The organism is Magnetospirillum fulvum, from assembly GCF_900108475.1.
GTDB lineage: Bacteria > Pseudomonadota > Alphaproteobacteria > Rhodospirillales > Magnetospirillaceae > Phaeospirillum > Phaeospirillum fulvum_A.
Map to the genome: position 1 here is coordinate 133,304 of NZ_FNWO01000003.1, position 21,606 is coordinate 154,909.

At 64.7% G+C, this 21,606-nt stretch carries 20 protein-coding genes and 1 tRNA gene; 8 read left to right on the plus strand and 13 right to left on the minus strand.

The window, feature by feature from the left end:
• Window positions 1-82: 82 nt before the first annotated feature.
• On the plus strand, window positions 83-1,318 hold the full coding sequence (locus BLW40_RS04600) for a Coenzyme F420 hydrogenase/dehydrogenase, beta subunit C-terminal domain (protein ID WP_074766011.1): 1,236 nt from the start codon (window positions 83-85) through the stop codon (window positions 1,316-1,318).
• 355 nt (window positions 1,319-1,673) lie between these two features.
• The gene (locus BLW40_RS04605; RefSeq protein ID WP_074766013.1) at window positions 1,674-2,657 is read left to right on the plus strand and encodes a hypothetical protein; all 984 of its coding nucleotides are present in this window, start codon (window positions 1,674-1,676) and stop codon (window positions 2,655-2,657) included.
• Between the two features lie 253 nt (window positions 2,658-2,910).
• Here BLW40_RS04605 and cbiE read toward each other — a convergent pair whose 3' ends face one another.
• A complete protein-coding gene (cbiE, locus tag BLW40_RS04610; RefSeq protein ID WP_074766015.1) occupies window positions 2,911-4,119 on the minus strand; it encodes a precorrin-6y C5,15-methyltransferase (decarboxylating) subunit CbiE in 1,209 nt (402 codons plus the stop codon).
• Between the two features lie 188 nt (window positions 4,120-4,307).
• On the opposite strand from cbiE, the gene BLW40_RS04615 reads away from it, so the two are divergent.
• Genes BLW40_RS04615 through cobJ form a run of 3 tightly spaced genes read left to right on the plus strand, consistent with a single transcriptional unit; the run spans window position 4,308 to window position 6,867 of the window.
• Window positions 4,308-4,934: a precorrin-8X methylmutase gene (locus tag BLW40_RS04615; protein WP_074766361.1), complete on the plus strand. Its 627-nt coding sequence runs from the start codon at window positions 4,308-4,310 to the stop codon at window positions 4,932-4,934.
• Complete coding sequence (locus BLW40_RS04620; RefSeq protein ID WP_074766017.1) at window positions 4,934-5,668, plus strand: precorrin-2 C(20)-methyltransferase; 735 nt, start codon at window positions 4,934-4,936, stop codon at window positions 5,666-5,668. The genes BLW40_RS04615 and BLW40_RS04620 overlap by 1 nt, the downstream gene beginning before the upstream one ends.
• Window positions 5,665-6,867, plus strand: a complete 1,203-nt coding sequence (gene cobJ, locus BLW40_RS17880; protein ID WP_074766019.1) for a precorrin-3B C(17)-methyltransferase — start codon at window positions 5,665-5,667, stop codon at window positions 6,865-6,867. The genes BLW40_RS04620 and cobJ overlap by 4 nt, the downstream gene beginning before the upstream one ends.
• Window positions 6,868-7,052: 185 nt before the next feature.
• On the opposite strand, the gene sugE is transcribed toward cobJ, so the two are convergent.
• From sugE to rpsD, 4 genes are all read right to left on the minus strand, one after another.
• A complete protein-coding gene (sugE, locus tag BLW40_RS04630) occupies window positions 7,053-7,373 on the minus strand; it encodes a quaternary ammonium compound efflux SMR transporter SugE (RefSeq protein ID WP_074766021.1) in 321 nt (106 codons plus the stop codon).
• Window positions 7,374-7,426: 53 nt separating this feature from the next.
• The gene (gene fldA, locus BLW40_RS04635; protein ID WP_074766023.1) at window positions 7,427-7,945 is read right to left on the minus strand and encodes a flavodoxin FldA; all 519 of its coding nucleotides are present in this window, start codon (window positions 7,943-7,945) and stop codon (window positions 7,427-7,429) included.
• A 224-nt stretch (window positions 7,946-8,169) separates the two neighbouring features.
• Window positions 8,170-8,244, minus strand: a tRNA-Gln gene (locus BLW40_RS04640).
• Between the two features lie 134 nt (window positions 8,245-8,378).
• Entirely contained in the window at window positions 8,379-8,996 is a 618-nt protein-coding gene (gene rpsD / locus BLW40_RS04645; protein ID WP_021132244.1) for a 30S ribosomal protein S4, read from the minus strand.
• Window positions 8,997-9,280: 284 nt separating this feature from the next.
• Between rpsD and BLW40_RS04650 the strand changes: the two genes are divergently transcribed.
• Entirely contained in the window at window positions 9,281-10,261 is a 981-nt protein-coding gene (locus tag BLW40_RS04650; RefSeq protein WP_074766025.1) for an NAD-dependent epimerase/dehydratase family protein, read from the plus strand.
• A gap of 213 nt (window positions 10,262-10,474) precedes the next feature.
• Here the strand turns inward: BLW40_RS04650 and hemA are convergent, their stop codons facing one another.
• The 4 genes from hemA to BLW40_RS04670 all read right to left on the minus strand — a co-directional run bounded on the left by hemA (window position 10,475) and on the right by BLW40_RS04670 (window position 14,518).
• The gene (hemA, locus tag BLW40_RS04655; protein WP_074766027.1) at window positions 10,475-11,704 is read right to left on the minus strand and encodes a 5-aminolevulinate synthase; all 1,230 of its coding nucleotides are present in this window, start codon (window positions 11,702-11,704) and stop codon (window positions 10,475-10,477) included.
• 310 nt (window positions 11,705-12,014) lie between these two features.
• Window positions 12,015-13,397, minus strand: coding sequence for an aspartate aminotransferase family protein (locus BLW40_RS04660; protein WP_074766029.1), 1,383 nt, complete (start codon window positions 13,395-13,397; stop codon window positions 12,015-12,017).
• A gap of 45 nt (window positions 13,398-13,442) precedes the next feature.
• Window positions 13,443-14,168 (minus strand): LrgB family protein, encoded by a 726-nt coding sequence (locus tag BLW40_RS04665; RefSeq protein WP_074766031.1) that lies wholly within the window; start codon window positions 14,166-14,168, stop codon window positions 13,443-13,445.
• Window positions 14,165-14,518, minus strand: a complete 354-nt coding sequence (locus BLW40_RS04670; protein WP_074766033.1) for a CidA/LrgA family protein — start codon at window positions 14,516-14,518, stop codon at window positions 14,165-14,167. Before BLW40_RS04670 ends, BLW40_RS04665 begins: the two co-directional genes overlap by 4 nt.
• A 34-nt stretch (window positions 14,519-14,552) precedes the next feature.
• Here BLW40_RS04670 and BLW40_RS04675 point away from each other — a divergent pair, with 34 nt between their 5' ends.
• Window positions 14,553-14,825, plus strand: a complete 273-nt coding sequence (locus tag BLW40_RS04675) for a SemiSWEET transporter (RefSeq protein ID WP_074766035.1) — start codon at window positions 14,553-14,555, stop codon at window positions 14,823-14,825.
• A 37-nt stretch (window positions 14,826-14,862) separates the two neighbouring features.
• Here BLW40_RS04675 and BLW40_RS04680 read toward each other — a convergent pair whose 3' ends face one another.
• The gene (locus BLW40_RS04680) at window positions 14,863-15,555 is read right to left on the minus strand and encodes an orotate phosphoribosyltransferase (protein WP_074766037.1); all 693 of its coding nucleotides are present in this window, start codon (window positions 15,553-15,555) and stop codon (window positions 14,863-14,865) included.
• 92 nt (window positions 15,556-15,647) lie between these two features.
• Between BLW40_RS04680 and BLW40_RS04685 the strand changes: the two genes are divergently transcribed.
• Entirely contained in the window at window positions 15,648-16,427 is a 780-nt protein-coding gene (locus BLW40_RS04685) for an enoyl-CoA hydratase/isomerase family protein (protein WP_074766039.1), read from the plus strand.
• Between the two features lie 13 nt (window positions 16,428-16,440).
• On the opposite strand, the gene BLW40_RS04690 is transcribed toward BLW40_RS04685, so the two are convergent.
• The 3 genes from BLW40_RS04690 to BLW40_RS04700 all read right to left on the minus strand — a co-directional run bounded on the left by BLW40_RS04690 (window position 16,441) and on the right by BLW40_RS04700 (window position 21,606).
• Window positions 16,441-16,683: a ribbon-helix-helix domain-containing protein gene (locus BLW40_RS04690; RefSeq protein WP_074766041.1), complete on the minus strand. Its 243-nt coding sequence runs from the start codon at window positions 16,681-16,683 to the stop codon at window positions 16,441-16,443.
• A complete protein-coding gene (locus tag BLW40_RS04695) occupies window positions 16,680-20,681 on the minus strand; it encodes a Pls/PosA family non-ribosomal peptide synthetase (RefSeq protein ID WP_074766043.1) in 4,002 nt (1,333 codons plus the stop codon). The genes BLW40_RS04690 and BLW40_RS04695 overlap by 4 nt, the downstream gene beginning before the upstream one ends.
• A gap of 373 nt (window positions 20,682-21,054) precedes the next feature.
• Complete coding sequence (locus BLW40_RS04700; protein ID WP_139305491.1) at window positions 21,055-21,606, minus strand: GNAT family N-acetyltransferase; 552 nt, start codon at window positions 21,604-21,606, stop codon at window positions 21,055-21,057.

A 21,606-nucleotide genomic window follows, 5' to 3' on the forward strand; every position in this document is an offset into this window, starting at 1 on the left:
TTTTGCTCCGCTGCTCTGGCGTCGGGCCAGAGGCTCGGCTACACTCCGCCGCTTCCTGGAACGGCCAAAGAGCAGGGGGGATATGACCACGATCGACCAAGCCAGCGCGCCGGTCTGGGCGCCGCCCTACGCCGAGGCAGCCGCCCGTCCGCTCTGTACCGATTGCGGCGTATCGCGTCGGGCCGATCCCCGCGCCTGTTCCCGCGCCTGTCAGTTCATCCATCCCGACCATGCCGGGCTCGAAGCCCGCATCCACGGCCGCACCCGCGATCCGTCCCGTCCTGACGAGCTGCATTTCGGCCCGTTCCGCAAGATGTGGCAGGCGGCGTTGAAGGAGCCGAAGCCGGGGGCGCAATGGACCGGGATCACCACCCGGCTGGCCGAGCGGCTGCTCGAAACCGGCAAGGTCGATGCGGTGCTGACGATGGCGGCCGACCCCAAGGATTCGTGGCGGCCGATGCCGGTGCTGGTGACGAAGCCCGAAGGGATGGCCTCGTGCCGGGGAATGCGGATGGGTTATGCCCCGCTGCTGGCCGGTCTGGAACCGGCGCGGCAACAGGGCTATCGCCGCCTTGCCGTGATCGGGGTGCCCTGTCAGATCCATCCGCTGCGGGTGCTGGAGCCGGAATTGGGCTTCGAGCGGCTGTATGTGATCGGCATTCCCTGTTCCGACAACACCACCACCGAGAGGTTCCACGACTTCCTGGCGCTGCTGACCGACCGCCCCGACCGCGTCACCTATCTCGAATTCCGCGCCGATTATCATGTCGAGATGCGTTTCAGCGACGGCCCGAACAAGGAAATCCCGTTCCTGAAGCTGCCGATCTCGAAGCTGCCGTCCGATTTCTTCCCGCTGACCTGTCGCACCTGTGTCGATTACGTCAATTCGCTGGCCGACCTAACCGTGGGCTACATGGCCGGGCGGGGCGAGCAATGGCTGCTGGTCCGCAATCAGACCGGCGAGGAGATTTTGTCGCTGCTGGGTGACGAAGTGCGCCTGACCGAGCCCACCAGCGCCGGAAAGCGCCAGGGCGCGGTGTCCGGCTTTATCAAGAACACCGAACGCGCGGCGGGCGGTCTGCCAATGCGGGGGATGCCGGATTGGGCGCGCCCGATCGTCGCCTGGCTGATGCCGAAAGTCGGTCCGCGTGGGCTGGAACTCGCCCGCGCCCGGCTGGAGATGAAGGCGGCGGAATCGGTGATCCATCTTCGCCTTCAGCAGCCTAAGCGCATGGCGGCGATGATTCCCGCCCATGTCTGGACCCTGGTCGAACCCTATGGCCTGACTCCCGCCGAGGGAGAGCGCGGAGGGGCGTAAGGCTCCGCAGTTCAAGCCGCGGAACACGTTTGGGGGCTGTCCGCCCCCAATCCCCCGATCGGGAGGCTTGCCTCCCGAACCCCCGGTCGTGTCTCAGTTGGGCCGATTCCAGACCAGCGGCTTCGCGTCTCAAGTCGTAGGGAAGCCGACGCTACGGGCGGCTGATGTGAACGAATCAGTGGGGAACCGTGGATCGTTTAACACCAAAGGGAGGATGGTAGGGTAAGTATGAAGCGATCCATCGCTAGGCTAGAACCTGCCGGGACGCTCAGTCTATCACCGTTACCAGATACAGGAAGGCCCTGCGCATCGGAATGTAAGTGAAGGCCGCTGAGCGTAGTGGTATATTTGAGCCATGAATGGCAACAAGCCCCACTTCTGGCCCGGTATTGTCCCGATAAACCGCACCGCTATCGTACTCTCTTGCCCTGGGCGGCTGGAGGAGCGCAAGAAACGGCCTGTTGCAGGGGTAACGGGCAGCAACCTAGATAAGCTTCTGGCCATCCTGAGAAGTCACCACCCAGATATTTTTGCTTCCGGCAACAGGTATGATTATCTTGTCACCAATTCGTCGGACAAGGTTCACTATCCGGTAGCAACGGGGGACACCGAGCCGTCTGAGGAGGAGATTGTCGTCGCCAAGAATCTGATGCGCCTGCAGAGCGAGCTTGCCCATTGCACCGTCGTCTTGGTACTGGGCGACCGGGCGGCACTGGCTGTACGGCAAGCTAAATTCACTGGGAGCATCATCCACTGTGGCTGGCACCTGTCGATGAGGCGGCTGAATACTGCTATACACGAAGACCTGTACCGCGCCCCAATCATCAAAGGGCAAGGAGGCAACACTGCCAAGCGCATTGCTGTTGTCGCCAACAGCATCCTTAGTATGTTGCCTTCCAGGTATCTCTATAGAGGCGTTTCCGTGGAAATGCATTCAGCAGGGAAGGCGCTTGTGCCGAAAGGGAGCATTGCTACACGCGTTATGCTCCATGACGGCACGATCACCTATGGCGACAATGCCACCTGTGGAAATTCGCTTCGGAACGCCGTGATTACTCATCAAAAGGACTCAATTAAATATCCCGATGCATTTATTTCGTTTTCATTTTCGTTTGACGTGGCGAAGCAATATGCATTGAATGGAGGGAGACGGAGATGTGGCATTGTTTATGTAATTGACAGATTTTTTCTTGAAGCTCACGAGGTTGTAGAGCATATCGTTACCGATCATGCGTCGAACCTAACAAAGCCCTTAGATCAAGAGGTGCTGCTCTGTGCCGCAGACCAAGGTACATTGCCGCTTGGTATCGTGGTCGACTACGTCCCGGTGACTTCCTGAACTGGCTGGGCACAGCGGCGGAGTTCTGCAAAGCGCAAGGCATGCCCGCAATTTGAACCGGCACCACGCATTCGAATGACCGCAGTTGAAAACCAGCGCTGACCTGTGGATCGACTGATATGGGCCCATACCTGAATTTCAGACTGAGACATTACCGAACCCTCTATTTTCTTGATATTCAAAAAAATTAGGAGGTTTGGAGGCTTTTGCCTCCAAATCGGTCCGGGCGATAGCCCGGCCGCGGAGCGGAACCCTATCCCTTCACCGCGACCCAGATTGTTACCGGCAAGGCGGTTCTCCAGGTATCGAAGCGGCCGAGCGGCTCGGCCTGGGCGACGGAGAGGCGGGTCAGGCTGCCGCCGAAGCGGTCGCGCCAGGAGATCAGGGCGGTTTCGGTCTGGACCGTGACCGCGTTGGCAACAAGGCGTCCGCCCGGTTTCAGCGCGTTCCAGCAGGTTTCGACGACCCCTTCGACGGTGAGGCCGCCGCCGATGAACACCGCGTCGGGCGACTCAAGGCCGGTGAGCGCGGCGGGGGCGCGCCCGGCGACGACGGACAGGCCCGGCACGCCAAGGGCGGCGGCGTTGGCGGCAATCGTCTGCTGCCGCTCGGGGTCGGATTCAATCGCGATGGCGCGGCAGGAGGGGTGGGTGCGCATCCATTCGATCCCGATCGAGCCGCTGCCGCCGCCGACATCCCACAGCAACTCGCCGGGCAGCGGGGCAAGCCGGGCCAGGGTGACGGCGCGGATGTCGCGCTTGGTCAACTGGCCGTCGGTGGCATAGGCCTCGTCGGGCAGACCGGCCAGCCGTGACCACACTGTTGCGTCGGGGGCGGCGCGGCACTCGATCGCGATCAGGTTCAGGTCGGCGGCGGGCTGGTCGCCCCAGGCGGCGGCGCTGGTTTCGATCCGGCGCTCACGCGGGCCGCCCAGATGCTCGAACACGACGAAGCGGCTGTCGCCAAAGCCTCGCCGGGTCAGTAGCGCCGCCAGGGTAGCGGGGCTGGTGCCGTCGGCCGACAGCACCAGGATTTTGGCGCCGGGGACGAGGTGGGGATGCAGCAACTCGACCGGGCGGCCGGTGACGCTGACCAGGGTGACGTCCTGGAGCGGCCAGCCGAGCCGGGCCGCCGCCAGCGACGGCGAGGAGGGGGCGGACAGCACCCGCATTTCGGTGGGATCAATCCGGCGTGCCAGCGAGGCCCCGATTCCGTACAGCATCGGATCGCCGCTGGCCAACACGCAGACATTTTGGCCACGATGCGACAGCACCAGATCAATCGCGGTGTCGAACGGACTGGGCCAATCCACCCGCTTCTGCCCCGGCTGTTGGGGGACAAGATCGAGGTGACGCTGCCCGCCGATCAGCAGGGTGGCCGAGGCGATCGCGCCGCGCGCAGCCTCTCCCAGCCCGGCCGGACCGTCTTCTCCCAATCCCACTATCGTCAGCCATGCGGGCATCGTGTCGGCCTTTCCTTGGATCCGCGTTGACCTGGGCGGTGATACGCTATGCCCCCCGGCGGCGGCAAGCGGCGCAGACTGTATCTTTCATCGGCCCCCTCGTTTGGTGTATGAGTGCGCCACCGCCATGGCTCCTTGGGGCCAAAACGGGAACAAGCGGCGGCTTTTGTTTAAAGTCCAGGAGCATGATGGTCGACTATATCCGCGACGCCCAAGACATCTATCGTCAGTCCTTCGCCATTATCCGGGCCGAAGCCGATCTGTCTCGTATTCCCGCCGACCTGGAAAAGCTGGCGGTTCGTGTCGCCCATTCCTGCGGGATGCCGGACATCGTCGATGATCTGCGCTTTTCCGAAGGGGCCGGTGCCTCTGGCCGCGCCGCTCTGCTGGCGGGCGCGCCGATCCTGTGCGATTGCAAGATGGTGGCCGAGGGGATCACCCGCGCCCGTCTGCCCGCCAACAACGACGTGATCTGCACCTTGAACGATCCCAAGGTTGCCGAACTGGCCAAGGCGATGGGCACCACCCGCTCGGCGGCGGCGCTGGAATTGTGGCGGCCCCGTCTGGCTGGCGCGATCGTCGCGGTCGGCAACGCGCCGACGGCGCTGTTCCATCTGTTGGAAATGATCGACGAGGGGGCGCCGAAACCGGCGTTGATCCTGGGCATTCCCGTCGGCTATGTCGGTGCGGCCGAATCCAAGGATGCGTTGGCCGAAAACAGCCGGGGCGTTCCGTTCGTGGTGGTGCGCGGCCGTCGCGGCGGCAGCGCGATGGTGGCGGCGGCGATCAACGCGCTGGCCTCGGAGCAAGAATAATGTCGGAGGCAAAGGGACGTCTGTTCGGTCTGGGAGTTGGTCCCGGCGATCCTGAACTGATCACGTTGAAGGCGCTCCGGCGTCTGCGCGAATCTCAGGTGGTGGCCTATCCGGCGGCGAAGGGTCGCAAGGGCAATGCGTTGGCGATCGTCGAGGCCCATCTCGACCCGTCGCAGATTCTGCTGCCGATGATCTATCCGGTGACCACCGAGAAAATGCCGCCGCCGTTCAATTACGAAACGGCGATGCGGGCGTTCTATGACGAATCCGCCGAAGAGGTCGCGGCCCATCTCGATGCCGGGCGCGACGTCGCCGCGATCTGCGAGGGCGACCCGTTCTTCTACGGCTCGTTCATGTATCTGCACGACCGTCTGGCCCACCGCTACGAGACCGAAGTGGTGCCGGGGGTCTGTTCGATGCTGGCCTGCGCCTCGGTGCTGGGTGCGCCGCTGGTTTATCGCAACCAGACCCTGACCGTGCTGTCCGGCGTGCTGCCCGAAGAGGAACTGAAGCGCCGCCTGGGTGATACCGAGGCCGCCGCGATCATGAAGCTCGGCACCAACTTCACCAAGGCGCGCAAGGTGGTGGCCGATCTCGGCTTGCTTGATCGCGCCCTCTATGTCGAGCGGGCGACGATGGCGACGCAGCGGATTGAACCTCTGGCGGCTGTCGATCCCGATACGGTACCTTATTTCGCGATGATCCTCGTCCCCGGTCCGCGATGGGAGGCATGATGGAGTCGGTGCTGGCCCCGGCCATTCTGTGCCTCGGCCCGGACGGGCTGGAAACCGCCCGGCGCATCCGTGCCGGTTGTCCCGATGCGGCGATTCGCGGCCTGGCCGGGCCGGTCGAGGACGCGGAAATCCGCCACGATTCGATCGAGTCCGCCTTGCGCGATCTCTATCGCCGCGACGTTCCCATCATCGCCCTCTGCGCCGCCGCTACGGTGATTCGCGCGCTCGGGCCGCTGCTGGGCGACGGGTTGGAGGAACCGCCGGTGCTGGCGGTGGCCGAGGATGGCAGCGCGGTGGTGCCGCTGCTGGGCTTGCGTCGCGGTGCGGTCGCCCTGTCGCGGATCGTCGGCGCGGCGTTGGGGACGGTGCCTGCCTTCACCTCGCCCGACGAAGAAGAGGTGAAATGCCGCCCGGCCGAGCCGCGTCGGCGGGGGCGGCTGGCGGTGATCGGCCTGGGACCGGGAGCGAGTGGGTTGATGGCTCCCGACGTGCGCGAGGAACTGCGCCGCGCCCGCCACATCATCGGCTATGAAACCTATGTTCGGATGGCCGGGCCGTTCCGCCCGGATCAGATCATCCATGCCTCGGACAATCGGGTCGAGATGGACCGCGCCCGCCATGCGTTTGTCTTGGCCGCCGGTGGCGAGGATGTCGTGGTGGTGTCGTCGGGCGATCCCGGCATCTTCGCGATGGCGAGTGCGGTGCTGGAAGCGCTCCATCTGTCGGACGAGCCATCCTGGCACAGCGATGTCGATCTGGTGATCCTGCCCGGTATTTCCGCCGCCCAGGCGGCGGCGGCCAAGGCCGGAGCACCGCTCGGTCACGATTTCTGCACGATCTCGCTGTCGGACAATCTGAAGCCGTGGCCGGTGATTCTCGACCGGCTCGACCATGCCGCGACCGCCGATCTGGTGCTGGCGCTCTATAACCCGATCTCGGTCGCCCGGCCGTGGCAGTTGGGCGAGGCGCTGGACCTGCTGCGCCGTTACCGCGCCGCCGCGACCCCGGTGGTGCTGGGGCGCGATGTCGGCCGTCCCGGCGAACGGATTACCGTCGTCACCCTGGGGAGCCTCAGTCCGGATATGGTCGATATGCGGACGGTGGTGATCGTCGGCTCCTCGACCACCCGGTCGTTCCCCCGCGCGGGCGGCGGTGCGTGGGTCTATACCCCGCGCTGGTACGGCCAAAGCCCGGAGTGATACCAATCTGCGCTGATCGGAACCGATCCGCGCAAGCCCTCGCCGGGCGCGGCCCATCCGGGCCGCTTGGCTCCGCGCCACGAGGCGCGCGGCCCCTTGGGCCTATACCAAGCTGCATGAGTCCACTCAAAGAGCAGCTTGGTATGACCAATCGGTCCTGGCCCGGCTTCGGCGCGACGCTTTCCTCAGTGCGGCGACAGCAGCTTTAGTCCGACGATGCCGGCGACGATCAGGCCGATACAGGCCAGTCGCAGCGCGTCGGACGGCTCGCCGAACAAGATCATCCCGACCAGAGCGGTGCCGACGGTGCCGATCCCGGTCCAGATCGCATAAGCGGTGCCGAGCGGCAGCGTCTTCAGCGCCAGGGCCAGCAGGCCGAGGCTGACCCCCATCGCCGCCAGAGTCGCCAGCGACGGAACCAGACGGGTGAAGCCCACGGTATATTTGAGGCCGACGGCCCAGCCGATTTCAAACAGGCCCGCAAAGACCAGGGCGATCCAGGACATCGAGAGTCTCCAAGTCGGCGGCCACCGACCTGGAGACCGATCCAGCCGTTGTTTTAGGCGGAAACCGCCGCCTGGGACAAGGCAGGCGTCTGGGTCAGTTGGGCGATCCAGGCCGCGATCCGCGCCTCGGTCTTCGAGGATTGCCCGTCCTCGTCAAGCGCCAACCCGACGAAGCGGCCGTCGCGTTCGGCCAACGACGCCGTGTAGCTATAGCCGTCGGTCGCGGTGTGGCCGACGATCACCGCGCCCCGTTCGACGGCGATGTCGTGGAGAATCCCGATCGCATCGACAAAGCTGTCGGCATAGGTCGCCTGATCGCCGGTGCCGAACAGCGCGACCGGCTTGCCGGTCAGGGTCGCCTCGCGCAATAGGCCCAGCTTGTCCTCCCAATCGATCTGAAGGTCGCCGATCCCATAGGTGGGCGAGCCGAGAACCAGAAGGTCGCATCCTTCGAAATCAGCCGTCTTGGCGGCGGTGATGTCGAGCAATCTGGCCTGGAGCCCAGCGGCGATCTTCTTGGCGACCGCCTTGGTGGTGCCGGAATCCGAGCCATAAATCACGGTGACGTTCATCGTTCCCTCTCTCCACTGCGAACGGCCGTGCGTGGGTTCGGCCTGCTGAGTCTGATGATAATAATATTGAGACGCGTTCGCAATATGACCGTGGTCAAGGGCGGGCCAAACCACGCGGACGATCCGGGGGTAACGATCAATCGGGGGATTGGGACGCCCCGTCAGTCAGCGATTGGCTGCCCCGTCGGGGGTGGCTAATCGATGAAGCATGGTGACGGGAGGGGTGGCTGGGGCGGGAGGACTCGAACCTCCGAATGGCGGTACCAAAAACCGCTGCCTTACCGCTTGGCGACGCCCCACCAGGGTGGGAAGGCACCTTAGTCCGAACCGGAAAGACTGGCAATGCCGAGCTTGGGTCGGTTCGAAACGCATCGGTGCGAAAGAGAAAAACGGCCCCTCCACCCGAAGGGGAGGGGCCGCAAAACAGACCCCGTTAGCGCGAATAGAATTCGACGACGAGGTTCGGTTCCATCTGGACCGGGTAGGGAACGTCCGCCAGCTTCGGGATACGGACGAACTTGCCCTTCATGTCCTTGTGATCGACTTCGAGGTAATCGGGCACGTCACGCTCGGGCGACTGCGAGGCTTCGACGATCAGAGCCAGATCCTTGGACTTGGTCTTGACCGAGATTTCGTCGCCTTCACGAACCTGATAGCTCGGAATGTTGACGCGCTTGCCGTTGACGCGGACGTGGCCATGGTTGACCAACTGACGCGAGGCGAACGGGGTGGGGGCGAACTTGAGGCGGTAGACCACGGCGTCAAGCCGACTTTCCAGCAGGCCGATCAAATTCTCGGAGGTGTCGCCACGACGGCGCACGGCCTCGTCATACAGGCGGCGGAACTGCTTCTCGCCGATGTTGCCGTAGTAACCCTTCAGCTTCTGCTTCGCCATCAGCTGGGTGCCGAAGTCCGAAGGCTTCTTGCGGCGCTGACCGTGCTGGCCCGGGGGGTTTTCCTTACCGCGCGCCAGCGGGCTCTTGCCGCGGCCCCACAAATTGGCGCCCAGGCGGCGATTGATCTTAAACTTTGCTTCGATGCGCTTGCTCATGCTCGTCCTTCGGTCCGAATTCATCGGTTCACGATTGTCCCGATAGCCCTGATCCGGCACTGCCGGGGGAGGGTGAGCACACCAAGAGGGCGCCCGCCCATTTTCTCGGGAGAGAGGGCGGAACTATACGGAGCGCGGCCGGGATGTCAAACGAAACAAGCAGGGGCGGGCCAAAACATCGCCGCACAAAGCGAAAGCTGCCCCCCTTCCTCGGGAAAGGGGGGTGATTTCCATCTTCGATCAGGCTATATCAGACCGCTTAAGATACAAGGGGCTTTCGAAGCATGACCGTTCTCGTTACCGGAGCCGCCGGTTTTATCGGCTACCATACCTCTCTGCGTCTGCTGGAGCGGGGCGAGTCGGTTCTCGGCCTCGATAACCTCAACCCGTATTACGATGTCGCGTTGAAGGAAATGCGGCTGACCCGGTTGCGGGAGTTCCCCGGCTTTTCCTTCGCCCGAGCCGATATCGCCGACCGCGCCGCATTGGCCGAGATCGAGCGCGCCAATCCCGGCATTGATGCCATCATCAATCTGGCGGCCCAGGCCGGGGTGCGCCACTCCCTGACCGCGCCGCACGATTACACCCATTCCAATGTCGAAGGGCATCTGGTGATGCTGGAACTGGCGCGGCGGTTGCCCGTCTGTCGCCACTTCGTCTATGCCAGTTCGTCGTCGGTCTATGGCTCGAACACCAAGCTGCCTTTCTCGGTCGAGGATCGGGTCGATACCCCGATCTCGCTCTATGCCGCGACCAAGCGCGCGGGCGAGCTGATCAGCCATTCCTACAGCCACCTGTTTCGCATCCCCACCACTGGCCTGCGCTTCTTTACCGTCTATGGCCCGTGGGGACGCCCCGACATGGCCGCCTATCTGTTCGCCAAGGCGATCATCGCCGGCGAGCCGATCCGGGTGTTCAACAATGGCGACATGCGGCGCGACTTCACCTTCATCGACGACATCGTGTCCGGCATCGTCGGCGTGCTCGACAATCCGCCGCCCGATACCGGAACCGAGCCGCCCTACCGGCTCTATAATATCGGCAACAACCGTTCGGAACGGCTGATGGACTTCATCGGTCTGGTCGAGCAATCGCTGGGCCGCAAGGCGACCTATGTGCTTGAGCCGATGCAGCCGGGCGACGTCAAGGAAACCGCCGCCGATATTTCGGCGATTGCGCGTGACGTCGGTTTTGCCCCCACCACCCCGATCAGCGTCGGCGTGCCGCGCTTCATCGACTGGTTCAAGCAATATCACGGTCTTTAAGAGAGATAATACCAAACGGCTCTTTGAGTGAAACTCATGCTGTTTGGTTAGGCCCGAAGGGCCGCGCGCCTCGGGTTCGATCCGCGCGGCTTGATATAAGGCGCCGCCGGGTCGATCCGGGCGGCGTTTCTTTCTTTTGTCGGCGCACAAACAAAAACGGCGGGGGAAATCCCCCGCCGTTTCTGCGTTCAAAGCCTGAAAGGGCCAGACGGCCTATTCGGCCGCCTTCTGCTCCTGCGCCTTGGCAATGCCGAGGCGGTCCCACACGGCGCAGAACGAATCGACCAGATGATCCATCATCGAATCGTCGTGCAGCGGGGTGGGGGTGATACGCAGACGCTCGGTTCCGACCGGAACGGTGGGGTAGTTGATCGGCTGAACGTAGATGTTGTAGTCCGACAGCAGCAGATCGCTGGCCTGCTTGCACAGCGCGGCATTGCCGACCATCACCGGGATGATGTGGCTGACCGACGGCAGCACCGGAATGCCACGCTCGGTCAGGCGACGCTTGCAGGTGGCGGCGCGTTCCTGATGCTTGACCCGCAGTTCCGGATGCTTGCGCAGGTACTGGACGCTGGCAAGACAGGCGGCGGCGGTCGCGGGCGGCATCGAGGACGAGAAGATGAAGCCCGGTCCGAAGCTGCGGGCGTAATCGACGCAGGCGCTGCTGGCGGCGATGTAGCCACCGACGACACCAATCGCCTTGGCCATCGTGCCCTGGATGATGGTGATGCGGTCGCGCAGTCCGTCACGTTCGGCGACGCCCGAGCCCTGCTCGCCATACATGCCGACGGCGTGGACTTCGTCGAGATAGGTCATCGCGCCGTACTTCTCGGCGACGTCGCAGATTTCGGCGATCGGCGCAATGTCGCCGTCCATCGAATAGACCGACTCGAACGCGACCAGCTTCGGCGCGTCCTTGGGGGCGGCGGCGAGCAGACGGTCGAGATCCTGGGCGTCGTTGTGGCGGAAGATCTGCTTGGCCGAGCGACCGTGGCGGATGCCCTCGATCATCGAATTGTGGTTCAGTTCGTCCGAGAAGATGATGCAGCCGGGAATGGTCGCGCCCAGCGTCGACAAGACGGTCTGGTTGGCGACATAGCCCGAGGTGAACAGCAGCGCCGCTTCCTTGGCGTTGAAGTCGGCCATCTCCTGCTCAAGCAGGACGTGATAATGGTTGGTGCCGGAAATGTTGCGGGTGCCACCGGCACCGGCGCCGCAGCGATCGAGCGCCTCGTGGGTGGCGGCAATCACTTCCGGGCGCTGACCCATGCCAAGATAGTCGTTGGAGCACCACACCACGACTTCTTCGGTCTTGCCGTCACGATGGTTCAGGGCCACCGGGAAGCGGCCGCAGATCCGCTCGAGATCGGCGAAGACGCGATAGCGGCCCTCGGCCTTCAGTTCAGAAATCCGCTTGGAAAAATACTGCTCGTAATCCATCCCAGTCCTCCCTCCGACCTGCCGGGCGAGGATACCCCCCCATCTCCCGGCGGTTCGAGCCAACTTTTTTGCCCGCAGGGGACGTCTGCGATCGTTCGCGCGAGCGGGCGGTGAGCAAAGAAAGCCTTCCCGGCCCACCCGCGTCTGGGCGAACCGGAACAAGCGGCGATCCTAGAGGATCGAAAAGGTGCCTTGCAAGTGTACTTGACGTAATTTTCCTTACTTCCTGCCGGGGTATTGCCGATTTTTCGCTTGGGAGGGGGGAGCGGTGAGCCGGGTAGGCCGCTCCCCCCCGTTCGGTGAGGGGCGATCAGCGCCGCTCGGCGACCCAGGCGGCGGTGTCGGCCAGGGCCAGGGCGAAGCGGTAGAGCATTTCCGAGATTTCGTCGGCGGTGATGATCAGCGGGGGGGAGAAGGCGATTGAATCGCCCATCGCCCGCAGGATCAACCCGTGATCCTGGGCGCGGGCGACCAGGGTCGCGCCGACGCCCCAGGACGGATCGAACGGGGTCTTGGTCTCCTTGTCGGCGACCAGTTCGACGGCGGCAATCAGGCCGATGCCGCGCACCTCGCCGACCATCGGATGGTTGGCAAAGCCGCGCAGGCCGTCCTGGAGCACCGGGGCCACCTGGGCGACATGGCTGAGGATGTCGCGCTCGGCATAGATCTTCAGGGTCTCGACCGCGACGGCGGCCGAAACCGGATGGCCGCCATAGGTGTAGCCATGGCCGAAGGTGCCGATCCGCCCCGCCTCGGCGACGATCGGGGCCAGGACGCGCTCGTTGATCAGCAGCGCCGAGATCGGCAGATAGCCCGACGACAGCCCCTTGGCCATCGTCATGATGTCGGGGCGCATTCCGAAGGTCTCGGAGCCGAACATCTTACCGGTACGGCCAAAGCCGCAGATCACTTCGTCGGCGACCAACAAGATGTCGTATTTGTCGAGCACCGCCTGGATTTTGGGGAAGTAATCGGCCGGGGGCACCACCACCCCGCCCGCGCCCATCACCGGCTCGGCGAAGAAGGCGGCGACCGTCTCCGGCCCCTCGGCCAGGATCATCGCTTCGAGCTCCTCGGCCAGACGGGTCGAGAACGCCTCTTCGCTCTCGCCGGGACGGCCGCCGCGATAGTAATGCGGGCAGGCGGCGCGCAGCACCGCCGGGTCGGGCAGGTCGAACGAGCGGTGGTTGACCGCCAGCCCGGTCAAGGACGAGGTCGCGATGGTGACGCCATGATAGGCGCGGTCGCGGGCGATCACCTTCTTCTTGTTCGGCTGACCGAGCGCGTTGGCGCGATAGCGGATCATCTTGAGCGCGGTGTCGTTGGCTTCCGAGCCCGAACCGGTCAGGAACGCGCGCGCCATCGGCACCGGAGCCAGCGCCAGCAGCCGCTCGCCCAGGGCGATCGCCGGGTCGTGGCTCTTATGGCCGAACAGGTGATAGAACGGCAGGGTCCGCATCTGTTCGGCGGCGGCGGCGACCAGCCGCTCTTCGCCCCAGCCGAGCGCGGTACACCACAGCCCGGCCAGACCCTCGATGTAATCCTTGCCGGTATCGTCGAAGACGCGGACGCCTTGGCCGCGGGCGATCACCAGCGGACCGATCTCCTGATGGCGGATCGGGTTGGTATAGGGATGCAAAAGCGATTCGATGTCTCGCTCGGCGGTGGTGCGATTGGTCGGGGTGGAGGTCATGATCTCTCCCTAGGGGGACGCGAAAACGAAAGAGCGTCGGTCGGCTTAGATTTGGGTCAGCCAGCCGATCAGAAGCGGGGTCAGGATCGCGGTGACGATACCGGCCAGACCGATGGCCAGACCGGCATAGGCGCCCTGGGTCTCGCCTTCCTGGAAGGCGCGGGTGGTGCCGATGGCGTGGGCCGAGATGCCGAAGGCCAGCCCGCGCGCGGCGGGCGAGCGGACCCGGACCAGGGTCAGAATCCACGAGCCGAAGATCGCTCCAGCCACCCCGGTCAGCACCACCAGAACGGCGGTCAGCGAGGGAAGGCCGCCGATCCGCTCGGAAACGCCCATCGCGATCGGGGTGGTCACCGATTTGGGGGCGAGGCTGAGCTGGACCAAAGACGACGCGCCCAGCAGCCGGGCCGAGACGACGACACTGATCAGCGCCACCGCCGAGCCCGCCACCGCCGTCGCCAGCACGGCGGGCCACGACCGGATCAGCGAGGGCAATTGACGGTACAGCGGCACCGCCAGCGCCACCGTCGCCGGACCCAGCAGCAGGTGGACCATCTTGGCGCTGTCGAAATAGGTCTGATAGGCGATGCCGCTCAAGCTCAGGATCGCGATGATGACCAGCATCGTCACCAGCACCGGATTGATCGCGGGGCGGCGGCCACAGCGTTCGAACAGCCATACCGCGCCCTGATAGACCAGCAAGGTGAGGGCGAGCCCGAACATCGGCGATCCCGCGATCGCCTCCCAGGCGGCGCGCGGATCGAAGCTCATGGCTGGTCCTTTCGGGCCTTGCGGTCAAGCAGCTGCATCGTCAGGCCGCTGACCACCATCGTCAGCAGGGTGCTAACCAATACCGCGACGGTGATCGGCACCGCCTCGGCGGCCAGGATGTCGGTCTGGACCATCACGCCGACGCTGGCCGGAACGAACAACAGACCGAGATTACCGAGAATGCCGCGAGTGACACGGTCGAGCGATTTAGGCACCCGACCCCGGATCACCAACCCCAGGAACAAGATCACCATTCCCGCGACCGGACCGGGCAGCGGCAGGCCGAACAGCCGGACAATCGCCTCTCCGGCAAGCTGGCAGATCACCAGAACCGTGATAGAACCGAGCAAAGTCGTTTCCTTTCCCGAGCCGGAGAGACCTCGAATGCCACCCCTCACCTCGATCGACCTGTTGGGGTTGGTCGCCGGAGCGATGACTACCGTGTCCTTCGTACCGCAAGCGGTCAAGACCCTGCGCACCCGGCAGACCCGCGACATCTCTCTTTCGATGTGGCTGCTGTTCTGTTGCGGGGTGGGGGTGTGGATTGTCTATGGGCTGCTGGTCCCGGCCTGGCCGGTGGTCGCCGCCAACATCCCGACCTTGATTTTGGCGGGAGTGATTCTGGCGGTAAAGATCGCCAATCTCAAGCGGGAATAAGTCGAGGCGGGGCCTCCTGGCCCCGCCATCTGGTCAATCAGGCCCCGCGGCCGCCGTGCAACGCCGACCATTGCACCGGATCGTGCAGGAACGAGCGCACCGCTTCGATGGCGCGGCGGTCGAACGGACCGTCCTGCTCGGCCACTTCCAGCACGTCCCACCAATTGGCGAGATAGCCGAGCTTGACCCCGATTTCTTCCAGGCTCTTCAGCGCGCCGGGGAACACCCCATAGAAGAACACGACGAAGGAGAAGTCGATCGTGCAGCCCGCTTCGCGCAGGGCGTTGACGAAATTGACCTTGGACGCGCCGTCCGAGGCCAGATCCTCGACCAGCACGACGCGGGCACCGTCGCGGAAATCGCCCTCGATCTGGGCATTGCGGCCAAAACCCTTCGGCTTTTTGCGGACGTACAGCATCGGCAGGCCAAGCCGGTCGGCGATCCAGGCCGCATAGGGGATACCGGCGGTTTCGCCGCCGACGATCGCATCGACCGATTCATAGCCGGAATTGCGCAGGATCGCGGTGCTCATCAGTTCGGAGATGCGAGCCCGGGCGCGCGGAAACGAGATTACCTTGCGGCAATCGACATAGACCGGGCTGGCCCAGCCCGAGGTCAGGATATAGGGTTCCTCGGGTCGGAAGTTGACCGCTCCGATCTCCAACAGGATGCGGGCCGTGGTCAGGGCCGCCTGCTTCTGTTCGTGGGTGCGGGAAACGGTATTTGCCATGGGGACGCCCTCTTTCTGATCGCCTTGTCGCGTGGGCGCTCTATAGGCACAATCGCTGCTGTCCTGCAAGAAGACAGAAACGGGGAGAGGCAATGACCAATGTGATTGATGTCGTCTGCGTCGATGGTGTTGCTACCGTTACGCTCAATCGTCTTGAAAAAATGAACGCCTTGAATTTGCCGATGTGGCAGGGGCTCGCCGACGCGTTCACCCGTCTTTCCGCCGATCCCCAGGTCCGGGTGGTGGTATTGCGCGGGGCCGGGACCAGCGTGTTTGCCCCCGGTGCCGATATCGACGAGTTCGACACCCTGCGGGCCGATGCCGCTCAGGCCAAAGACTACGATCTGGTGCTGCGAAAGGCGCTTGATGCGGTGCGGCTTTGCCCTCATCCGGTGATCGCGGCGATCTGGGGGGCCTGTGTCGGCGGCGCGCTGGAGTTGGCCTGTTGTTGCGATCTGCGTCTGTCGGCCCGGTCCGGCCGCTTCGGGGTGCCGATCAACCGTATCTCGGTGGTGATGGCCTATCCCGAACTGGCCGAAATCCGCCGGGTCGCCGGGGTCGCCGTCGCGTTGGAATTGCTGCTGGAAGGCCGCGTGATCGATGCCGACGAGGCGTTGGCAAAGGGGTTGCTGACCCGTGTCGTCGAGGATGACGTCCTGGAGGCGGAAATCGCCGTCACCGCCCGGCGCATCGCCGCCGGGGCACCGCTGGTCAATCGCTGGCACAAAGCGTTCCTGCGCCGTCTCGACGATCCCGCGCCGGTGTCCGAGACCGAGATGGCGGAATGCTACCGCTTTCTCGCGACGGCCGATTACGCCGAGGGACTGGCCGCCTTCCGCGCCTGCCGCAAGCCGGTGTTCCGGGGGGAATGAAGGGAGCCGCCGCTTATTGCGGCGGCCCGCCCGCCTTGACCCAGGCCAGCACGAAGACCCGGATCGCCGACGATAGCGAACCGGGGCTCTGGGGGCCGAACCGGCCCGAATCGATCTCGGTGACCAACTGGTTGACCGATTGTCCGCGTTGGGCGGCGATCGTCTTCAGTTCGTCCCAGAACGCTTCTTCCAGCGTCACGCTGCTGGCGTGGCCCGCAATCATCACCGACCGCTTCTGGACGGGTTGCCCGGTCATCGCCGCGTCGCCGAGGCTTCGGTCTGGGCCGGCGCGCCTTCCCAGATGCCGTGCGGCGGGATCGCCTCGCCTTTCATCACGATGGTCAACTGGCCGATGCGGGCGAAATCGCCGACATCGGTGTCGTAAAGAACGGTCGACCCGGACCCGATGGTGACGCCCCGTCCCAGCGTGACGATGCCGACCTTCATCACCCGGTCCTCGTACAGGTGGGTTTGCAGGGCGGAGGCGGCGTTGATCGCGCAGAAATCGCCGACATCAATGCAATCGAACTCGGTGATGTCGGTGGTGTCCATAAAGACGCCGCGACCGATCTTGCTGCCGAACAGGCGCAGGAACCAGGGCAGGAACGGGGTGCCGCGCAGGTGATCCAGCATCACCTTACCCGCCATTCCCCAATACATCACAGCGACCGCCTCGGTGCGGAGCGCCCACCACGACCACATCGGTTTCGCGGTGGGGCGATAGCGTCCCATCATCAGCCACTTCACCGCGATCGCGCACAGCGTCAGCGCGGTGGAGATCGCGACGCTGGCGGCGCAGAACAAGATGACGACGATGCCGTAATCGTGACGGGCGATCCATTGGTCGAGCACTTCGACCGACAGAATACCAAAGGTGATGAACAGCATGCTGGGCAGCGATACCGCGAAGGCCTCGAAAAAGGCCCGCCACGCCCGTCGCCACAGCGGCGGCTCGAAGGTCCAGGCCGCGCCGCCGCCGTCGAAGCGCTGGCGCACCGGCAATTTGATCGGCGGGCTGCCAAACCATGTGTCGCCGGGGCTGATCGCGTCGTTGGCGGGCGGCAGCGATTTGATGCCGATCAGGGTTCCCTCGGGGATGTGGGCTCCGGGGGGCACTACCGCGTCGTTGCCGACGAAGACGCGGGGGCCGATCCGCACCGGCTCAAGCTCCATCCAACCGCGCCGGACGCTTTCGTCGCCCAGGATCACCTCGTCGGCGATGAAGCATTTCTCGCCGATCTCGGTGAGGTCGTAGCGTCCGGACAGATTGCACGAGATTTCGGCGTCCCGCCCGATCTTGGCTCCCATCAGCCGATACCACAGCCGCATATAGACGGTGGCATACAGCGACGACAGCGTCTCCAGCATTAGTTCGGTCGCCAGGGCGACGATCCATTTGCGGACATAAAAGCCGCCATAGACCGAATACGTGCCCGCCGTGACCACCGGCAGCACGGTCCAGCGCACCACCGCGATCAACAGGACGGTGATGACGATCAGCGCCATCGCCGTCGGCCAGGCCAGCAGCGGCAGGACGTAGAGGTAATCGTGCGGTCCGCTTCCGGCGACGACTTCGCTCAGGCTTTCGAACAGATAGAAGGCGGGGAAGATCGGGATCAGGCTGATTGGCGGCAGAATCACCAGCATCAGCAGGTAAAAGGCGCTCAAGGCCGCTTTGCGGGTCCGGGTTGCCCGCGCCGGTTCGGGCAGGGCGGCGATATCGACGGTGCCGGTCCGCCGTGCCGGTGAGCCTTCCCAGAATTCGGCCCGTCCGGTGCGGGTGCCGGGCGAAACCGAGCAGAGGTCGGCCAGTTCGGTTTCATCGGCCAGCACGGTGTCCGGCCCGATCACGCACGAGGTGCCGATATGGGCGTCGTCACCGATCATGGTGGTGCCGATAATCAGTTCGTTGCCGACGATTTCGGCATTCGACAGCTTGACCTTGCCGCCGATCACCACGCCCCGGCCGATCGTGATCAGATCAAAGGCACCGGCCTCGACCTCGCCGATGATGCAATCGCTGCCGACCTTGGCGCCTAGCGCCCGCAGATACAGCCCCATGATCGGGGTGCCCTGGAACCATTTGATGTGGGCGACATTGACCATCCGCTGCGCCAGCCACCAGCGGTAGTAATAGACCCCCCACAACGGATAGCGGCCGGGGCGGGTGCGGCCGATCGCCAGCCATTTCAGCCCGATCGACCCCAGAATGGTGCCGATATTGATGACCGCGTAGGTCAGCATCAGGGTGACGATTTCGCGGCCCAGCCCGGCTTCGTCGCCCGATAGCAGCATGTAGCTGACGAACACCCCCAGCCAGGGCAGGGTGGTCAGGGTCAAGATCAGCGGCATCGCGACCGCCTGAGCCAACCCGCACAGCAGCCGCCGCGAGAACGGTGGCGGATCGAACGACAAATCGGCGGCGACGGTGCCAGGGGCCGGAGCCCGGGCGTCGAGCAGGGCGGCCATTGCCCGCAGGGTGCGGGCGGCATAGATTTCGGTCAGGGTCAGGCTGGCCAGCGTCGGGTTCTGACGGACTGCCGAGACGAAGCGGGCGGCCAGCAGGGAATGGCCGCCGAGATCGAGGAAGAAGTCGGCCTCGAACGGGATCGACTGACCGGGGAAGACGTGGCGGGCGGCGTCGAGCAGCTTGGCCTCGGTCGGTGTCGCGGGCTGTTCCTGTTCTTCGGCCGCGCTCTCACTCAGCGTCAGGGCGGCAAGGCTCTTGCGGTCAAGCTTGCCCGAGATCAGGCGGGGCAGCTCGGCCACCGGCTGGATCAGCGACGGCACCATATAAGCGGGCAACGTCTCGCGCAGCGCGGCGCGCAGCGCCTGTGCATCGGGACTCGTCCCCGGCGTAGGCACGACGAAGGCGACCAGACGTTCGGTCCCATCGTCGCGGCGCAGGGCGACCGCCGCGCGCAGGATGCCGGGCAGGGCGGCTAGCCGGGCCTCGATCTCGCCCAGTTCGACGCGGAAGCCGCGAATCTTGACCTGATCGTCGATACGACCGTGGAACAGCAGCGCTCCGCTGTCATCGCGGCTGACGGCGTCGCCCGAGCGATAGAGCACCGGGGCCAGCCCGTCATGCTCGAACGGATTGGCGATGAATTTCTCGGCGGTGAGGTCGGGGCGGCCGAGATAACCGTCGGTGACGCCCGGACCGCCGATCAGCAATTCGCCGGTCGCGCCAGGGGGAACCGGGGTCAGGCTGTCATCGACGATCCAGCAGGCGTGATTGGGGATCGGGCCGCCGATGGTGACCGGGCGGCCGGGAACCAGTTCGGCCAGGGTGGCAACGACGGTGGTTTCGGTCGGGCCATAGGAATTGAACAGGCGGCGGCCGGGGCGGCACCAGCGTTCGGCCAACGCCTGCGGGCAGGCTTCGCCGCCCAGGATGATCAGCCGGAGCGAGGGGACGTCGCGCGACAGCAGCGACAACAGCGTCGGCACGGTGTCGAGAACGGTGATTCCCGCCTCTCCCAACAGATCGGGCAGTTGCTCGGTCTCGGCCAGGGTGCGCGGACCGGCGATCCACAATCGGGCTCCGACCAGATAGGGAATGAAGATCTCTTCCAGCGACAGGTCGAAGGCGACCGAGGCACCCTGGAACACCACGTCAGTGGAAGTGATCCCATACAGGCTGTTGGCGGCGCGCAGGTAATGGCAGATCGCGCGGTGGGGCACCACCACCGCCTTGGGCCGTCCGGTCGAGCCGGAGGTGTAGATCAGATAGGCCGGATCGTCGGGCGTCGCCCCCCGCTCGCGCGGGGCCGGGGCGGGCTCAGTCGCCGGGACCATCTCCAGCAGCATTGCCGCGTCAAGAGCCGGGGCGGGCAGGGGCTGGGCGATCCGCCCGGCGGTGTCGGCATCGACCAGGATCGCGGCGGCATGGCAATCGGCCAGGCATTCGGCGATGCGGTCCGACGGCGCGTCGGCGTCAAAGGGGATGTAGGCGGCTCCGCTCCGCAGGATGCCGAGCAGGGCGGCGTGGAGGTCGAGCGAGCGGCTCATCCACAGTCCGACGAACGCGCCGGGGCCAATGCCGCGCGCGGCGAGCGCTGCGGCGATCCGCTCCGCCCGCGCCGCTAGTCCGGAATAATCCAGGGTGAGATTGCCAAAGGTGGCGGCAGGGGCGGCGGGGGTCCGGGCCACGGTGGCGGCGAAAATCTCGTCAAGCCGCTCGTCGCGCAGCAGGGACGGATCGCGTTGGCCGGGCAGGCAGGCAGGCGCGAGGGAGGTAACCTGGGTCATGATGGTCCGGTAAAGCCGACAACCAGCGAACGGCCCCGGCACAGGGGCACTTCGCGCATGGCGTCGAAGGCGGGAAAAAGCAGGCTGTCAGTATAGGGACAGCCCGATGCCGACGCAATCTCCGCGCGGGGTCCGTGTCGATGCGGAGGAGGGAAGACCTTGACTTATTAGAAATCGCTTCTTATATTCATTTCAGATGTTGAGCCTTTGATTCTCTTTGGCCAGCCTCCCTCTCTGAGACAAACTGCACCGCCCGGCTTCTACCGGGCGGTTTTTTGTGCGGATATATGGGGAAGACGGGGATCGCGCCCAGGACGGGGGCAAGGGCAAGGCCAAAGCCAAAGGAATGCGCGTCACTCAACGCAGCCTTGCTTCATCTCGCCTGTGGACTCCACCGCATCAAGACGTGACGCTCGCTCCGGCGCTCCGCAACGAATCCCAGACGGTGGTACAGGGAAGCCGCCGGGGAATTCTCCACCGCGACATTCAGCGTCACCGATTGCCCAAAGGTGGTCGCCTGGCGCTGGAGTTCGGCGATCACGGCCCGGCCAAGGCCTCGTCCCTGCCAATCGGGTAAAAAGGCGATATCGACGATATGAACGCCCTCATCCGACGGATTGAGGTAAAGCCGCCCAATCGGCCGGGTGCCGCGGGTGAGGATCAGGAACTGCGCCATCGGGAAGCGTTCGATCCAATCGCGATGCTGGCAGGCGAATTGGCTGTCGCAAAAGTCCTGGTGATTCTTGGTGGGCATTCCGGCCGCCACCAGTTCGGACTTCCGTCCGGCGGCGTAAAGACGCCGGAGAAAAATGAAATCCGACCGCGTGGCGGCCCGACACGACACCTGATCCGGCAGGTCCGACAGAATCGGGGCCGACGGATCATCCCCTATTCTGGCGGGGAAGTCCGGAAGCGTCTCTCGCAC

What these genes read in the sequence shown, in the direction of transcription:
- BLW40_RS04600 (WP_074766011.1), top strand. Translation starts at nt 83, where the DNA reads ATGACCACGATCGACCAAGCCAGCGCGCCGGTCTGGGCGCCGCCCTAC.
- BLW40_RS04605 (WP_074766013.1), top strand. Translation starts at nt 1,674, where the DNA reads ATGAATGGCAACAAGCCCCACTTCTGGCCCGGTATTGTCCCGATAAAC.
- cbiE (WP_074766015.1), bottom strand. Translation starts at nt 4,119, where the DNA reads ATGCCCGCATGGCTGACGATAGTGGGATTGGGAGAAGACGGTCCGGCC.
- BLW40_RS04615 (WP_074766361.1), top strand. Translation starts at nt 4,308, where the DNA reads ATGGTCGACTATATCCGCGACGCCCAAGACATCTATCGTCAGTCCTTC.
- BLW40_RS04620 (WP_074766017.1), top strand. Translation starts at nt 4,934, where the DNA reads ATGTCGGAGGCAAAGGGACGTCTGTTCGGTCTGGGAGTTGGTCCCGGC.
- cobJ (WP_074766019.1), top strand. Translation starts at nt 5,665, where the DNA reads ATGATGGAGTCGGTGCTGGCCCCGGCCATTCTGTGCCTCGGCCCGGAC.
- sugE (WP_074766021.1), bottom strand. Translation starts at nt 7,373, where the DNA reads ATGTCCTGGATCGCCCTGGTCTTTGCGGGCCTGTTTGAAATCGGCTGG.
- fldA (WP_074766023.1), bottom strand. Translation starts at nt 7,945, where the DNA reads ATGAACGTCACCGTGATTTATGGCTCGGATTCCGGCACCACCAAGGCG.
- rpsD (WP_021132244.1), bottom strand. Translation starts at nt 8,996, where the DNA reads ATGAGCAAGCGCATCGAAGCAAAGTTTAAGATCAATCGCCGCCTGGGC.
- BLW40_RS04650 (WP_074766025.1), top strand. Translation starts at nt 9,281, where the DNA reads ATGACCGTTCTCGTTACCGGAGCCGCCGGTTTTATCGGCTACCATACC.
- hemA (WP_074766027.1), bottom strand. Translation starts at nt 11,704, where the DNA reads ATGGATTACGAGCAGTATTTTTCCAAGCGGATTTCTGAACTGAAGGCC.
- BLW40_RS04660 (WP_074766029.1), bottom strand. Translation starts at nt 13,397, where the DNA reads ATGACCTCCACCCCGACCAATCGCACCACCGCCGAGCGAGACATCGAA.
- BLW40_RS04665 (WP_074766031.1), bottom strand. Translation starts at nt 14,168, where the DNA reads ATGAGCTTCGATCCGCGCGCCGCCTGGGAGGCGATCGCGGGATCGCCG.
- BLW40_RS04675 (WP_074766035.1), top strand. Translation starts at nt 14,553, where the DNA reads ATGCCACCCCTCACCTCGATCGACCTGTTGGGGTTGGTCGCCGGAGCG.
- BLW40_RS04680 (WP_074766037.1), bottom strand. Translation starts at nt 15,555, where the DNA reads ATGGCAAATACCGTTTCCCGCACCCACGAACAGAAGCAGGCGGCCCTG.
- BLW40_RS04685 (WP_074766039.1), top strand. Translation starts at nt 15,648, where the DNA reads ATGACCAATGTGATTGATGTCGTCTGCGTCGATGGTGTTGCTACCGTT.
- BLW40_RS04690 (WP_074766041.1), bottom strand. Translation starts at nt 16,683, where the DNA reads ATGACCGGGCAACCCGTCCAGAAGCGGTCGGTGATGATTGCGGGCCAC.
- BLW40_RS04695 (WP_074766043.1), bottom strand. Translation starts at nt 20,681, where the DNA reads ATGACCCAGGTTACCTCCCTCGCGCCTGCCTGCCTGCCCGGCCAACGC.